Annotated in this window: 13 protein-coding genes; 7 read left to right on the forward strand and 6 right to left on the reverse strand. The window is 40.0% G+C overall.

Going from position 1 to position 15,919, the window contains the following annotated elements; translation table 11 throughout:
• Positions 1–53 precede the first annotated feature (53 nt).
• Positions 54–725: a hypothetical protein gene (locus tag AC0L7T_RS24465; protein ID WP_473339079.1), complete on the forward strand. Its 672-nt coding sequence runs from the start codon at positions 54–56 to the stop codon at positions 723–725.
• An 18-nt stretch (positions 726–743) separates the two neighbouring features.
• On the opposite strand, the gene AC0L7T_RS24470 is transcribed toward AC0L7T_RS24465, so the two are convergent.
• On the reverse strand, positions 744–3,164 hold the full coding sequence (locus AC0L7T_RS24470) for an alpha-ketoacid dehydrogenase subunit alpha/beta (protein ID WP_473339080.1): 2,421 nt from the start codon (positions 3,162–3,164) through the stop codon (positions 744–746).
• Positions 3,165–3,518: 354 nt separating this feature from the next.
• Between AC0L7T_RS24470 and ald the strand changes: the two genes are divergently transcribed.
• From ald to AC0L7T_RS24485, 3 genes are all read left to right on the forward strand, one after another.
• Entirely contained in the window at positions 3,519–4,640 is a 1,122-nt protein-coding gene (gene ald / locus AC0L7T_RS24475) for an alanine dehydrogenase (protein WP_473339081.1), read from the forward strand.
• Between the two features lie 125 nt (positions 4,641–4,765).
• Positions 4,766–6,103, forward strand: a complete 1,338-nt coding sequence (gene hemN / locus AC0L7T_RS24480; RefSeq protein WP_473339083.1) for an oxygen-independent coproporphyrinogen III oxidase — start codon at positions 4,766–4,768, stop codon at positions 6,101–6,103.
• Positions 6,104–6,133: 30 nt separating this feature from the next.
• Positions 6,134–6,949 (forward strand): Cof-type HAD-IIB family hydrolase, encoded by an 816-nt coding sequence (locus AC0L7T_RS24485; RefSeq protein ID WP_473339084.1) that lies wholly within the window; start codon positions 6,134–6,136, stop codon positions 6,947–6,949.
• Here the strand turns inward: AC0L7T_RS24485 and AC0L7T_RS24490 are convergent.
• Positions 6,946–7,629 (reverse strand): DUF2461 domain-containing protein, encoded by a 684-nt coding sequence (locus AC0L7T_RS24490; RefSeq protein WP_473339086.1) that lies wholly within the window; start codon positions 7,627–7,629, stop codon positions 6,946–6,948. The two genes, AC0L7T_RS24485 and AC0L7T_RS24490, sit on opposite strands and share 4 nt — an antisense overlap.
• Positions 7,630–8,143: 514 nt before the next feature.
• On the opposite strand from AC0L7T_RS24490, the gene AC0L7T_RS24495 reads away from it, so the two are divergent.
• Positions 8,144–8,515 (forward strand): DUF7009 family protein, encoded by a 372-nt coding sequence (locus tag AC0L7T_RS24495; protein ID WP_473339087.1) that lies wholly within the window; start codon positions 8,144–8,146, stop codon positions 8,513–8,515.
• Between the two features lie 6 nt (positions 8,516–8,521).
• Here the strand turns inward: AC0L7T_RS24495 and AC0L7T_RS24500 are convergent, their stop codons facing one another.
• The 4 genes from AC0L7T_RS24500 to AC0L7T_RS24515 all read right to left on the reverse strand — a co-directional run bounded on the left by AC0L7T_RS24500 (position 8,522) and on the right by AC0L7T_RS24515 (position 13,290).
• Positions 8,522–9,232 (reverse strand): SIMPL domain-containing protein, encoded by a 711-nt coding sequence (locus AC0L7T_RS24500; RefSeq protein WP_473339088.1) that lies wholly within the window; start codon positions 9,230–9,232, stop codon positions 8,522–8,524.
• Between the two features lie 334 nt (positions 9,233–9,566).
• Positions 9,567–10,016 carry a MarR family winged helix-turn-helix transcriptional regulator gene (locus tag AC0L7T_RS24505; RefSeq protein WP_473339090.1) on the reverse strand — a complete coding sequence of 150 codons (450 nt, stop codon included), beginning with the start codon at positions 10,014–10,016 and terminating at the stop codon, positions 9,567–9,569.
• Between the two features lie 84 nt (positions 10,017–10,100).
• Positions 10,101–12,620 (reverse strand): ABC transporter permease, encoded by a 2,520-nt coding sequence (locus AC0L7T_RS24510; protein WP_473339092.1) that lies wholly within the window; start codon positions 12,618–12,620, stop codon positions 10,101–10,103.
• Positions 12,613–13,290: an ABC transporter ATP-binding protein gene (locus AC0L7T_RS24515; RefSeq protein WP_473339093.1), complete on the reverse strand. Its 678-nt coding sequence runs from the start codon at positions 13,288–13,290 to the stop codon at positions 12,613–12,615. Before AC0L7T_RS24515 ends, AC0L7T_RS24510 begins: the two co-directional genes overlap by 8 nt.
• Before the next feature lie 92 nt (positions 13,291–13,382).
• Here AC0L7T_RS24515 and AC0L7T_RS24520 point away from each other — a divergent pair, with 92 nt between their 5' ends.
• Positions 13,383–14,072, forward strand: coding sequence for an arylesterase (locus AC0L7T_RS24520; RefSeq protein ID WP_473339095.1), 690 nt, complete (start codon positions 13,383–13,385; stop codon positions 14,070–14,072).
• Positions 14,073–14,176: 104 nt separating this feature from the next.
• Positions 14,177–15,916 carry a GMC oxidoreductase gene (locus tag AC0L7T_RS24525; protein ID WP_473339096.1) on the forward strand — a complete coding sequence of 580 codons (1,740 nt, stop codon included), beginning with the start codon at positions 14,177–14,179 and terminating at the stop codon, positions 15,914–15,916.
• Positions 15,917–15,919: the final 3 nt, after the last annotated feature.

Here is a 15,919-nt window from a genome sequence, read left to right on the forward strand (position 1 = left end):
ATTTGATCATTTTTACATTCACAGAGGCGGAAGTGTAAAATTACGGATTACCTATGAAGTTAAAAAATCACACGATCATTACCCTGCTCATACTTTCAGTTTGGGTTGGATGCATTTCCCCACCGGATAATTTCCCAACGGTACCTCAAATTGATTTTAATAATCTGGAATTTATCCAAACTCCAGGTTCAGATTCATTAATTGTCACTTTAGACTTTCGTGATGCCGAAGGAGATTTGGGATTAAATGCCACAGATATATTCCCTCCTTTTAACGAGCTTAATTATTTCACCGATGAAGCTGGTCAATTTATCACTTATAGTGAACGACCTGAAAATGCTCCGGATTTCAATAACAGGGATTGGGTTATTTTTCCATTAATCAACAATCAGGAAATCAAAGATACCTTATGGGTGTCTGAAAATGAGGATTATTACAATATTTTGATAAAATTCTTCATCAAAAGGGGCGGGAATTATACTGAGTTCAATTGGTCAGACCCTCCTTATTTCACCACTTTTAATGGGCGTTTTCCGCGAATGCTTGAAAACGAACAATTGCGAGCGATTGAAGGAAAGATCAGGTACTCTATGTTGTCTTTGGGCTGGAATAGCATTTTCCGAAACGACACCATAAAATTAGAGTTGAAGATCAAGGACAGGGCATTAAATGAAAGCAATGTTGTAACCACTCCTGATTTCACCTTATCACAGATCGAACGCTGATTTAGAAATTATTGGTAATTAATATATTGAAGGATACTTTTGAGGGTCGGCTTCATGCATGACACCATATACTTTCTCAACTACATCATCCGCACTCGGTTTGGAGAAATAATCTCCATCAGATGAATAGGCAGGTCGATGTTCCTTGGCAGAAAGTGTCATTGGTTGAGAATCGAGATAATAATATGCATTTTGCATTTCCAGAACTTGCTGCATCATAAATGCGGATGCCCCTCCAGGAACGTCTTCATCTGCAAAAATTACGCGGTTGGTTTTCTTTATGGAATTCAAAATTACCTGTTCAAGATCAAAAGGCATCAAAGTCTGCACATCTATTACCTCAACATAAATCCCTATTTTATATAGTTGTTTTGCAGCCTCCATTACAATCCTACACATGGAACCATAGGTCACAACAGTAATATCGTTTCCTTCTTGTAATATTTCAGCCTTGCCTAGCGCTACTTTAAACTCACCAATATTGGAAGGCATTTTTTCTTTAAGCCTGTACCCATTCAGTGTTTCAATTACGATGGCGGGTTGATCTGATTCCAATAGCGTGTTGTACATTCCCGCTGCTTGGGTCATGTCTCTTGGTACACACAATAAAATACCTCTAAGACTACTTAAAATCATACCAATGGGTGAACCTGAATGCCAGACGCCTTCAAGTCGATGTCCTCTCGTACGAATAATCAATGGGGCTTTTTGACCACCTTTGGTTCTATAATGAAGGCAAGCCAAATCATCCGATAGCGTCATTAACGCATAGATAAGATAATCAAGGTACTGAATTTCGGTAATTGGTCTCAACCCTCTCAATGCAGCACCTATTCCTTGTCCTATGATGGTCACTTCACGTATGCCCGTATCTGTCACGCGCAATTCGCCATGCTTGGCTTGCAAACCAGCAAAGGCCTGGTTTACATCTCCAATCAAGCCAACATCTTCACCAATCACAAAAACCCTCGGGTCTCTTGTGAGAATAGCATCGAAACAAGCCTTCAGAATTTCACGTCCATCCAACGAAGCGGGCTCATCCCCATACGTGACTTCCACAGGGGGAATTGCTTCAACCCTAAATTCGGATTCACTGTATTGATGACTTGAATACCTTTCCTCATTTAAATTCAACTGACTTTTATACCAGTTCTGAAGCCTTACTTTAACCTCCACTGGCTCTTCTCTAACCAATAACAAGGCTTTTCGGACTGTACTGATAACATCCATCCGGACAGGGTTTAGCGTTTGCTTAAGCTCATAAGCCATATGAACAAGCTCCTCATTCCCTTTGCTATTTTCTGCCAATTCATTCAACAAGACTACGGCCTCTTCTAATTCCTTTTTGATCGTAGCTGTAAAAGCTTTCCACGCTTTGTCTTTGCTTTCTTTGACAAGTTGCTTTGCTTCGGCATCTATTTGTTCCAATTCCTCCTCAGAGGCAATTTTATTGTCTAAAATATATTCTTTGAACTTAACGACACAGTCATATTCAGCTTCCCAAGCAAGTCTATCTTTACTTTTGTACCTTTCATGAGAGCCTGATGTGGAATGCCCTTGAGGTTGGGTCATCTCTATAACATGCACCAATACAGGCACATGCTGTTCCCTAGCCACTTTATTAGCCCTACTGTAGGTATTAACCAAGCCTTCATAATCCCAGCCTTTTACGACTAAAATCTCATATCCTTTATGTTGATTATCTCTTTTGAATCCCTCTAAAGCTGCTGAAATACTTGCTTTTGTTACTTGTAAATCATTGGTTACAGAAATGCCATAATCATCGTCCCAAACAGAAATCACCATGGGCACTTGTAAAACACCTCCAGCATTAAAGGTTTCAAAAAACATTCCTTCTGCCGTTGATGCATTTCCTATCGTACCCCATGCCACTTCCCTTCCTTTATTGGAGAAATCGGTCATGTGGTGCAGCGCAGGATTTGCTTTATAAAGCTTAGAGGCATAAGCAATGCCCAGCAATTTGGGCATTTGAGCTGCTGTTGGAGAAACATCAGCCGTTGAATTCTTAATTTTCATGAGGTTTTTCCAAGTACCATCCTCATTTAAAGACCTTGTGGAAAAATGCCCGTTCATCAATCGTCCTCCGCTCGCAGGCTCTACCTGAATGTCTGTATGTGCATACAGTTGGGCAAAATATTCCTGAAGGCTAAGTTCCTCCATTGCAAAAAGCAATGTTTGGTCCCGATAGTATCCAGACCTGAAATCACCCAGCTGAAAAAACCTGGCCAAGGCAACTTGTGCCAGCTCCTTGCCATCCCCATAAATCCCAAATTTTGCTTTACCCATAAACACCTCTTTTCGTACTGTCAAGGACGCATGCCTGCTTATCATGACCAATTTGTAGTCATTCAAGACACTTTGTACAGCAAAAGGGTTTACGCTTTCTTTCGTAAGTGTAGGTAAATATTCAGTATTCATTAATTATACCATTTTTCATCATTTGAAAATCCAAGGATTTCAAAAATACACATTTTTTGGAGTTATCCCAATTTATTACAGGAGCTAAAATGAATATAAAACAATATTATTCCGTTACTGTATAAATTAAACGGTAAACAAAGAATAATATTTCGAATTAAGTATGAAAACTTTCTGAATCATCAGCAAACCGACTAAATATTATTTACATAATCCTCATTTCAAGGAAATTAGCGATTAATGGATATAATAAAAAAGTAAATGATAAAAATTATTTTTTTTTTAACGAATCGTTTTCCTTGCGAGCATGTACTGATTATATTTGATTAATTCGTTAACCCTAAAGCTACTAACATGCGCATTGCTGTTCCAAAGGAAATTAAAAACAATGAAAACAGGGTGGCCCTAACGCCAGCAGGCGCCCAAGAATTCACCAAGAATGGTCATCAGGTGTATATACAGGAGTCAGCAGGTCTGGGTAGCGGGTTCTCTGATGATACCTATCGAAAGGCTGGCGCCACCCTATTGACCTCGCTGGAGGAAACTTACAGTAAGGGCGAAATGATAATGAAAGTAAAAGAACCTATCGAATCAGAATACCCACTTATTCAGGAAAACCACTTGCTCTTTACCTATTTTCATTTTGCATCCAATAAGCCCCTAACTCAGGCCATGATCAAAAGTAAGGCAATCTGCCTGGCTTACGAAACGGTAGAAAAAGAAGACAAAACCCTTCCATTATTAATTCCTATGTCAGAAGTGGCTGGTAGAATGTCTGTACAAAAAGGTGCCAATTACCTGGAAAAACCACTTGGAGGCAGAGGTATTTTATTGGGAGGAGTACCGGGAACACTTCCAGCCAAGGTGATAATATTAGGTGGGGGCATTGTAGGGACTCAAGCAGCATGGATGGCAGCAGGACTTGGAGCGGATGTGATTATTTTGGACGTCTCTCTATCCAGAATGCGCTATTTATCCACTGTAATGCCCAAGAATGTCAAAACAATGATGTCAAATGAATTCAACATTAGAAACCTCATCCAGACTGCCGACCTGATCATTGGCGCTGTATTGGTAACAGGTGCTAAAGCGCCACACTTGATCACCAGAGACATGCTTAAGGATATGCTTCCGGGGACTGTTCTAGTGGATGTGGCGGTAGACCAGGGAGGCTGCATTGAAACCTGCAAACCTACGACCCACGAAAACCCTACTTACACCATTGATGGTGTTTTACACTATTGTGTAGCCAATATGCCAGGCGCAGTTCCATACACCTCCACTCTAGCCCTTACCAACGCAACGCTACCCTATGCTTTGGAGCTGGCCCAAAAAGGCTGGAAAAATGCTTGTGACAGATTCCCTGAACTATGTTTTGGTTTCAATATCATTAAGGGAGACATCGTGTATCAGGCCGTAGCAGAAACCTTCAACCTCCCGCATGTACCTGTCAGTTATTATTTGACCCACCATTAGCATATGGCTTTTTAATTCGCTTCAGGTAAAAAACATGATCCATATCAGTTTAATTGCTCATTGTCATCATCCTTTATTGCGTTAAGTATCGGGAAATTTGTACCACAAATCAATTTATTGTGGTCATGACAAAACCTTCCCTGATACAAAAATACAATGTTCCTGCTCCAAGATATACTTCTTACCCAACGGTGCCCCATTGGAACAATACAGTCAACCCTGCAAACTGGACAAAATCCTTTACTAGCGCCTACCAAAAATTTGGCCCTGAAGAGGGCATAAGTTTGTACATTCACCTTCCTTACTGTGAAAGCTTGTGTACTTATTGTGGATGCAATAAACGGATTACTAAAAATCACAAGGTTGAACTGCCCTATATTTCCGCATTAATGAAAGAATGGGACATGTATGCAAAGTTACTGGGTGAAAAACCAAAATTAGCGGGGATACATCTGGGTGGGGGAACGCCTACCTTCTTTTCTCCCTCCGCCCTTTATGCGTTGATAAAGCATATTACCCAAACCTCCACCAAAATGGATGATTTTGAGTTCAGTTTTGAAGGGCATCCAAACAATACGACAAAGGAGCACTTGCGAACATTGGCAAGATTTGGTTTTGACCGGGTCAGTTATGGCATTCAAGACTTTGACAGTAAAGTTCAACTGGCCATTCACCGAATTCAACCCTTTGAGAGAGTAAAATATGTGACCGAAGAAAGTAGAAAATCCGGGTACAGCTCTATAAACTTTGACCTGATCTATGGACTCCCCTACCAAACCCTAGAAACTTTAAAGGACACTTTTGAAAAAACCAAAGAATTACTTCCTGACCGAATAGCATTTTATAGTTATGCACACCTTCCTTCAGTATTTCCTTCTCAAAAATCCTTTGAAAAGCACCTGCCCAATGAAAGTGAAAAAAGAATGCTCTATGAACAAGGGAAAATCTGGCTCAAAGAAATGGGCTATGAAGAAATTGGAATGGATCACTTTGCGCTAGAAGGAGATCCATTATTGAAAGCCAAATCAAACCATACCTTACACCGAAACTTTATGGGGTACACCACATCACCTTCCAAAATCCTACTTGGCTTGGGATGCAGTGCCATAAGTGATGCCTACTATGCCTATAGCCAAAACGAAAAAACTATCGCTGCTTATTTGGAGAAAATAGAAAGCGGTGAATTCCCCATAATTAAAGGGCATGCTCAAAGCGAAACAGATTTGAGTACCAAATCTTTTATAATGAATTTGATTTGTAACCACAAAGCTCCCTGGAAAGCCTCTGATAAAATCCCCGATGCTCTTATCGAGTTTTTTATTGAAGGTTTAATCTCTTTTGAAAAGGATGAAATAAACATTACTGAAGAGGGCAAACCATTTGTAAGAAATATTTGTATGGCCTTCGACCCAAACATTCAAAATTCAGAAAAATCAAGCGCTGTCTTTAGTAAAGCCATTTGATTGATTATCTTCGGGCAAACCTTTTTAAAAATGAAAATTAGCGCCATTTGCACCGATATCGACGGTACTCTTTTAGATAAAAATAGACAAATATCAGCTAAAACCCTGGATGTATTTGCTGCTTTACCGGCAGATTTCCCCATCATTTTAGCCTCTTCCAGGATGCCCAGTGCCATGGCTCATTTATTGGAAGAGTTTAAGCGAATTGACAATCCGCTGATTTGTTACAATGGGGGATTTGTGATTCGTTCTAAAAACAAGGATTACCAGCAAGTCGATTCAACTTATATATCTACAGCAACCTGCCGTGAAATATTCAACCTAACCGGACAGACCAAGGTACATGTGAGCTTGTATTCAGGAGACAAATGGTATGCCCCTACCAGAGACAAATGGACCATAAAAGAAGAAATGGTTACAAAAGTACAGGCAACTTTAGACAATCATCATGCAGTAATTGGGAACTGGGAAGAAAATAGTAGCGGCGCACATAAAGTGATGTGTATGGGAAATGCTGAAGAAATCCAATGGCTCTATGACAAACTGATCGAAACGCAAGGCGCTTCCTTGCACCTTTACCGGTCCAAAGACACCTATATTGAAATTGCCCCTAAGTCAATCTCGAAAGCCTCTGCCCTCAGACAGGTTTTGGCTGAATCCCACATCCCAATGAGTGAAGCGCTCGCCTTTGGCGACAATTACAACGACATCTCCCTAATACAGGAAGTGGGTTACGGGGTGGCTGTAGCCAATGCCAGGGAAGAAGTAAAAGCTGTAGCAAAGGAAATTACTGCTACAAATATCGAAGACGGCGTCGCTAAAACCATTGAAAAGCTGCTGCTTTAGAGCCTAATATCGTCTTCATCAGTAGTAGAAATTGCCCTATGGAGAAAGGCTTGAAAGGGTATCATTTGTGAAAAAGCTTCCAAAGAATTGGCAACATAAGCTCCGGATCGTATTTCCTCATCCGAGAGCGGATGAGAAAGGATAAAGCTTTTGTACCTTAAATACTGAATGTATGGATGGTCTTTCTCAAAACCTTTTGGAGAGGTTTTAAGTTTTGCGCCTTGCATCTCGCCGAAATTCCCTTTTATTTCAGGAGACAAAAGCAATTTTTTCAATTCCTCACCAGAATAGTCTATTTCCTGCCTGATTTTCTTTAATATAGGCGCTTGTGGCATCCATATCCCTCCTCCTACAAAGGATCCTCCAGGTTGAACATGTACATAATACCCAGGCCCTTCTGATTTTTTACCACCGACTGAAAAGTAAGCCGCCATATTGCTTTTGTAGGGCGCTTTATTGGCACTAAATCGGATGTCCCTATTTTGCCTGAAGACACAATCCTTAGGGCGCAATTCTGAAAATCCCGGTTCCCATTTACTTAATTGCGCCAATATCATAGTGACACTTTCAAGAAACAAGGCTTTCTCTTGTTCATACCAGCTGCGGTTTTCATCCATCCACTCTTTGGAATTATTGAGAGACAGTTCAGTAAGAAAATTTAAAAGGTCTTTTTTTGGCATGGAAGATAGGTGCTAAATTGAAGGAAGATTTACTTTTGGTAAATTGGGTATACTTTCGACAAAATCAAAAAATTTAAAGGCCAAACTTATCATCAAAAGTCCTTTTCTATCGGTTATTAAAAAAGGATAAAGCATACCTCCCAACCTGAGTTCGATCTATATTCTTGCCTGAAAAATTAGGTCTATTTGGTCATGCAGTTCACTCCTTGAAAAAGGTGTAGAAAAAGCAGATCAGCTAAATCCCCCTTTTTAAAGGGGAGTGGCTAAAAATGAGATTTGGGTTAATTGTAAGATGGTTTGCTTTAGCAGGTAATTACCCATTTGCTTTGGAAGGCATAACCACCAACAAATCCTAATTTTCTATAATCGAGTTCAGGTTCCTAAAGAATAAAAGGAAGCTTAAACTGACGATTTTCATATCCTTCACCAAAAAATTGCCTTATTCGGGTTAAATTCACCTAACTTTACTACACTATTTCAATTGCATATTTCGGGCTAAAATTTTATCCAAATCATGAAAATACGCATCCATAATAACGCTCTCCGGCTTAGGCTTTCACAGACAGAAGTCAATCAACTGGCCAATGGAATAGGGATACGAGAAGAACTGAAATTCCCAGCTCCTTATCCATCTTTCGTTTATGCCTTGGAAATCCTGGATAAAGGGGATGTCCTGACCGTAAGTTTTGTAGGGGAGAAATTGCGCATTAACCTACCTGTATCAAAAATAAACAATTGGGCCAACACTGATCAAGTAGGGATATCCGAAACCATCCCTATAGAAGGTGGAGCTACTCTTCAGCTGTTAATTGAAAAAGATTTCCAATGTCTTCACAAGAGGCAAGAGGAAGATGAAAAAGACAATTTCCCCAATCCCCAGGCCTAGTTTAAATTATTTATCGAAGGTAAAAATCACTTTTACCTGATCACTTAAAGTTTGCTCATCCGGTTCGATGGTAGGTGGTGTTCGCTGATTGTCTGCGCTTATTCTCATCGATTCAGACCTATACATTTTTGGTTGATAAGAACCAGTAACATCGCCATAAATCACCTGATAGACAGTTATTTTCCCCAAATCAAGCGAATTTGCTATTAATTCTGCTTTGTTTTTGGCATCCTTTATCGCCAGCTGCAACAATTCCGCTTCGTATTCTTTCTTTTTATGGTCAGACAATTGAAACTCAAACTGGAAGCCCATGTCGACATTATTGTGCAAGGCTTCAATGACTTTCACCAAGTCTTCTCCAGTATTACCTTTCACCAATACTCTTAAGGTTTGGCTGGCCACATAACCACTGTCTTTGGAAGTGCCTTTTGTATATATCCTGTTTACATTGACAAAATAATTGTCCGCCTTTAGTTCATAATTTTTTACGCCGCTCTTCTTGAGCGCCTTGGTTACTTCTGCTGCTTTTTTATTAAGCCCTTCTGTTGCATCAGCTGTTTTCATTGCTTTCATGGTAAGTGAAACCCGAATCAATGCTTCATCAGGTAAAACCTTAATTTCACTTTTACCATCTACCGAAATTTTTGAGGTATCCTGTGCCATGGAGATCATCTGAATCCCAATAAACAAGCATACTATTGCGAGCAACTTTTTCATATCCCTTTCTTCTTTTATAATAATAATTTAATCGTATCAATTCAGACAAACCTTTAACAAATCACAGGCCAATTATTAAATCTTGGTTTTAAACCCAGATTCGAAGACATGGAAAAATGTAACGCAATGAAGCTAACTTGAAAGATTCTGTCATCCAACCACAAGCCTTTTAAGCCCTTCCTGATCTATCTTCAGGGGAACAAGTGGTTATCACGTACAAATAAAGCATTTAAGAAACTTAGGCAAGGGTAACTCGGGAAAGCAAAAAAACAACCGATTTTGAAAAGATTAAACATCCAAATAGAAAATAGAGTGGTTACAGACAATTGAGGTTTTAACCTCTCAATTTATCCAATAGAGCATTGAGCTGATCTACTTCTTTTTCATCCAGGTGAATGGTATCAACATTGAAATTTTTAACCTCAGCATCCAGCAATTCTAAAAGTGACAGCCCTTTTTTCGTGATCACTATGTCTACCTGTCGCCTGTCTTTTGGACATGCCGAGCGTTTCACCATCCCCTTTTGCTTTAACTTTTCCACCAACCTGGATGCATTGCTCATTTTGTTAAGCATTCTTTCCTGAATGGATGAAACCGTGGTGGGATTGGGGAATTGTCCACGTAAAATCCTGAGCACATTGTATTGCTCAGGCGATAAATCATGGGGCTTAAAAATCTTACTCTGGCGGGTAACCAAATAACTTTGAGTAAATAGTAAATTTACAAATGCTTTTGTATAACCATCTTTGAATGGAGTTTGTTTTATTTCCTCTTCAATTTTCATTTGTTCAACTTGTATCTAATGTAGATACATTGATTATATCCAAAAGGTTCCTTCATCAATTTTTGATTCCCATGTATGGAATTGCTATGACCTCAAAATATCCATTGTATTTGCTTTGAGTATGTTCAAGCTATTTATCCAACCTAAAAACACGGTAAGCCCTGTAATCAGACCAAATACAAGAAATAAAGGCTGCCAAGCCAAACTGAAAGCAATTTCAAAAACAAAATAACTGAGTAGGAAAGAGGCCAGAACAGATAAAACTAACCCTCCACCAGCAGCCAAACTACCAAGAAAGAGGTATTCCAAAATATTGATCTTTATTAATACTTTTCTTTCAGCACCTATTGTCCTTAAAAGGATGTTTTCTCTAACTCTCTGAAATTTACTAATGAGTAAGGAACTGATCAGCACCAATATGCCAGTTAAAATACTGAAGAATGCCATAAATTGAATAACAAATCCAATCTTACCCAAAAGATCCTCAAGGGTTTCTACAATCATACTTAAATTCACGACAGATACATTTGGAAACTGTCGGACAATCATATTTTGGATGTTTGCAGAGGCAAGGTCATCTTTTGTTTTGGTGATTAGCACATGGAATTTCGGTGCATTGTCCAAAACTTTGTCAGGAAAAACCACAAGAAAATTTGTGGAAACCCTTCTGAAGTTAACCTTTCTTATACTTCCAACATAGGTGGTCAAAGGTCTTCCTTGAACATTAAAAACTATTTCGTCTCCAATTTTAATATGGTTTCGCTCCGCATAACCTTCCTCCATGGAAACAAAAATACTGTCTGATTCCCCATTATAAGGTTTAAGTGCTCCATCCACCAATTCTTCCGTATTTATCAAGCTATCCCTATAGGTAACTCTGAATTCTCTGTTGTAAAAAGACCCTGATCTCCTCTCCTCGTCCTCAAGTTCTTCATTGTCCATTTTCGAAAGTCCATTGACCTCAGAAACGCCCATAGTAATGATAGGCACATGTTGTAAGATTGGAAGCCCTTCGGATTCAAGCACTGTTATCATGCTGTCCACCTGATTGGTCTGAATGTCAAAAAACAACATATTTGGCTGGTCTTCCTTGTCTGCAAATCGAACCTCATCCAGCAATTGATCTTGAATAAAAAACAAGGTGCCAATCATGGCTGTCCCCAATCCTATTGTTGCTAAAAGGGAAACCGTTTGGTTATTGGGGCGATATAAATTTGACAGCGCCTGCCTTACCGGATAGTTTAAGGATATTGGGAGAAAGGTTCGAATGGCTTTCATCACTCCCATTGCCAAGAGCCACAAAGCACCAAATGATAAAACCACAAAGCCCGTGAACCAAAGCGTTTGGTCCCATTTCCCCAACAGGAAAAAGCTAAAGAGCAGAATAAAAACAATAATTGCGAATAGGACAAATATCCTTGCAGGGTCATTGCCAAATCCGCCAGACTGATCATCCGGCCGTAAGGTCATCATTGGAGAAACCTTTCGAATCTTCAGAAGCGGAATCAAAGCAAACAGAATGGAGATCATTACACCAGTAACTATCCCCACAGCAATGGCTCCCCAAGCCAATTGAACGGTGACCTCTACCGGTAGAAAGTCACTAAAGACCAAAGGCAATAAAAACTGAAGCAAAGCACCAGCTATGGCACCAATGACAGAACCAACCAATCCCATGAAGAAAATTTGCACCAGATAAACCACGATTATATCCAGGGCTTTCACTCCCAGACACCTTAAAACGGCAACTGATGGAAGCTTCTCCTTCACAAATACATTCACGGCACTTCCCACCCCTACACATCCTAATAAAACAGCAATAAAAGCTACAAGGGTCAAGAAATTCGAGAGGTTTTCAAAAGATCTTCCTGTGGACTCCTTTTGGGATTGAACCGTATCAAAATTCACTCTATCTTCATCCCAAACATCTTTCTTTTCATCAATTAGGGCTTGTAAATCAAAGGCCTCAGGAAATAAAAAATAATGATTGTAATTGACCCGGCTGCCATACTGCACCAATCCTGAAGCTTCAAGTTGATCCATAGGGATATAAACCGCAGGGGCAACAGTGGCCGTAATACCCGTTTGTCCCGGGACTTTTTGCAAGGCCCCAACAATCTCAAGCATTACCTTCCCCACTTTTATACTGTCTCCCACAACAGCACCAAACTGTGCCATCAAGGTCTTTTCTACTAAAGCCTTCTTTCCCCCTGATCTAAATCCCCTTTCGGCTTCTTGGGGCAAGGTCTCAAGGGTTCCGTAATAGGGATATTCCCCTTCCAAAGCCCTTACCTGAGTCAACCTGCTATCTCCTACTTTAGGGAAGTACACCATGGAAGCAAAGTTGATTTCCAAAGAGTGTTCACTGGCGATTTTTTCTATTTCAGGAAACGAGATGTCCTGGTTTTTTTTCAACAGCAGGTCTGCTCCTAGTAATTCCTTTGCTTGGTTGTCAATATCCTTACTTAAATTATCCCCAAAAGAGGTGACGGCAACCAAAGCTGCAATACCGGTAACAATAGCAGAAACAAACAAGATCAATTTTACTCCTGTTTTTCTAAACTCTCTTTTAGCCATTACAAAAGACCAACCCCAATCAACCATTGATAGCCTCCTGTATTTTTCCGCCTTTGATATGCAATGAATGGTGGGTTCTGGCTGCCAGTTCCAGATCATGTGTAACTAAAATCAGAGTAGTCCCATGCTGCTCATTCAGATTAAAAATAAGATTCTCTATCAATTCACCCGTTTCAGTATCCAGGTTCCCTGTTGGCTCATCTGCAAATAGAATTTTTGGTTCATTCGCAAAAGCCCGGGCAATGGAAACACGTTGTTGCTCTCCACCAGAAAGTTGATTGGGATAATGGGTGAGCCTGTCGCCCAAGCCTACATTTTCTAAAAGCTCTTTGGCCTTTTCTTTGGCATCTTTTCGCTTCTTTAGCTCCAATGGAACCATAACATTTTCCAGCGCTGTTAATGTCTGTAATAGTTGAAAATTTTGAAAAATAAAACCTACAAACTGATTTCTCATGCCAGCCCTTTGGTCTTCATTCATGTTTTCTAAGGGCTTCCCATCGATTAGTACACTTCCTGAACTGGCTACATCCAATCCGGCGCACAGGCCTAAAAGAGTGGTTTTCCCACTACCTGAGGGACCTACAATAGAAAGGGTTTTACCCTGTTCGACCTCAAAACTAACCTGATCTAAAACAGTTAGTTCCCTGTTTCCGCTTCGGTAGGTTTTGGTCAGATTTTCAACGCTTAGTATGTTCATATCTTTCAAAGAAAAAAACTTATCCCTATTGAACAAAAACAATAGTGGATTAAGTTTAGTATTTTTGATAATTGACTGTAAAAATATTTCAAATGTTAAGATTAATAAAAACAGCATTCACTGCCATTCTTCTACTTGCAGTAATTTCATCTTTAACTGTTTCCTGTAATCAAAAACAGGAAACAGCGAAAAAGGTTACACAAGAAACAACTAAAACTAAAGAAAAGACCAAAAAAAAGTACATCCTGTTTTATGGAAACAGCCTTACCGCTGGTTATGGATTGGATGAAGAGGCTTCTTTTCCTTCCTTAATTCAGTATAAAATAGACAGCCTTGAATTAAACTATCGAGTAATTAATGGTGGTTTAAGTGGTGAAACCACTGCAAGTGGACTCAGTAGGCTGGATTGGTTTCTTGAAGAACAGCCCGAAGTCTTTGTTCTTGAATTAGGCGGAAACGATGGATTAAGGGGTATTCCTCTTGAAGAGACCAAAAAGAACCTCAATGCCATTATTGCTGCCGTATCAAAAAAATTCCCGAGCACTAAGATTTTGTTGGCAGGAATGCAGATTCCGCCCAATATGGGACTGGAATATTCCGAAGAATTCAGAGAGATGTATGCCGAGGTAGCTGAAAAACAAGGTGTGGCTATTATCCCTTTTCTTTTGGAAGGAGTTGCCGGCAATCCTGAATTAAACTTGCCGGATGGCATCCATCCAACAAGTGATGGGCAACAAATTGTTGCCCGAACAGTTTGGAAACATTTAAGACCGTTACTATAATTAATAGCCTCTTTTTGGCAATGGAGGTATTGTTCTTTAAAAATGTTTCTTTTTATTATCAGAAAATTATCTTAATTTTTCCGAGTAATTAATAAAAACAAAGAATGAGTATTCAAATACAGACTGCTGGAGATGTTTACGATGTAATCATTGTAGGATCTGGAGCAGGTGGTGGAATGGCATCCAAAATTTTGGCAGAAGCTGGATTAAAGGTTGCAGTAGTAGAGGCTGGCGCTGATTTTGACCCGGCATTAGAGGACCACAGAACCCAATTGAGACCACCTTGGGAATCCCCAAGAAGAGGTGCTGGTACAGTACGTCCATTTGGTGATTTTGATGCAGCCATCGGCGGATGGGACATAGAAGGAGAACCCTACACACGTGCTGAAGGCAGTGAATTTGACTGGTTTAGGTCCAGAATGCTTGGTGGAAGAACCAATCACTGGGGTAGAATCTCTTTAAGATTTGGCCCCTTGGATTTCAAGCGTAAAGATTTTGATGGCCTTGGTGAAAACTGGCCTATTAGCTATGAGGACATGGCGCCTTATTACGACAAAGTGGATAAATTAATTGGAGTATTTGGCTCCAAGGAAGGGATCAACAATGAACCTGATGGTAATTTTCTCCCTCCACCAAAGCCACGATTGCATGAATTATTCATAAAAAAAGGTGCGGATAAAGTCAATATTCCTGTTATTCCATCTAGACTTTCAATTCTTACAAGACCTGTAAACAATGACCGGGGAACTTGCTTCTTTTGTAGTCAATGTAACAGAGGCTGTCAGGTTTATGCTGACTTCTCTGCTGGTACTTGCTTGGTAAAACCTGCCATGAAGAAAGGTCAGGTAGATCTTTTTACCATGGCCATGGTAAGAACGGTTATGACCAACGAAAAAGGTGAAGCTACTGGTGTCACCTATATCAGTAAGCTAGACATGCAGGAATACAAACTATCTGCAAGGGTAGTAGTATTGGGCGCATCTGCGTGCGAATCAGCACGAATCATGTTGAATTCCAAATCCAAGAACCATCCTGATGGATTGGGCAATAGTTCTGGACATGTAGGACATTATTTACATGACTCTACTGGTGCAGACAGAATGGGTATCTTACCAGACATGATGGACAGGGAAAGATACAACGAGGATGGCGTTGGCGGAATGCATGTATATACCCCTTGGTGGCTAAATGAAAAAAACCTGGATTTTGCCAGAGGCTATCATATTGAGTATTGGGGTGGAATGGGAATGCCTTCCTATGGTTTTGGAGGAGGCATGGACACCATGAGACAACATGTGAAAGACGAGTTTGGAAATCCTGGTGTAAATGGTGGCTATGGTGAAGGACTCAAAAAAGATATCCGAAGATTTTATGGAAGTACTGTAGGCATGTCAGGCCGTGGTGAAAGCATTCCACGATATGAAAATTATTGTGAAATTGATGATCAGGTAGTAGACAAATACGGTATTCCAGTTTTGAAATTTCATTATACATGGAGTGACCAGGAACTGAACCAGGCCAAACACATGCATGAAACCTTTGAAGAAATTTTAACCAGCATGGGAGCAGTAATGCTCGGCAGTAAACCTGGTGCTGACAAACAATTTGGACTTCACAAACCTGGAAGAATTATTCACGAGGTGGGAACCACCCGTATGGGCAATGATCCTAAAACATCCGTATTAAACAAATATTCTCAAGCACACGATTGCAAAAATTTATTTGTTGTAGATGGTGGTGCTTTTGTCTCACAGGCTGATAAAAACCCTACCTGGACAATTTTGGCCAACTCCTGGAGAACTTCCGAATATATTATTGATCAACTGAACAAGAAAAATATCTAAAGC

Source organism: Cyclobacterium sp. 10D3-21 (assembly GCF_055809755.1).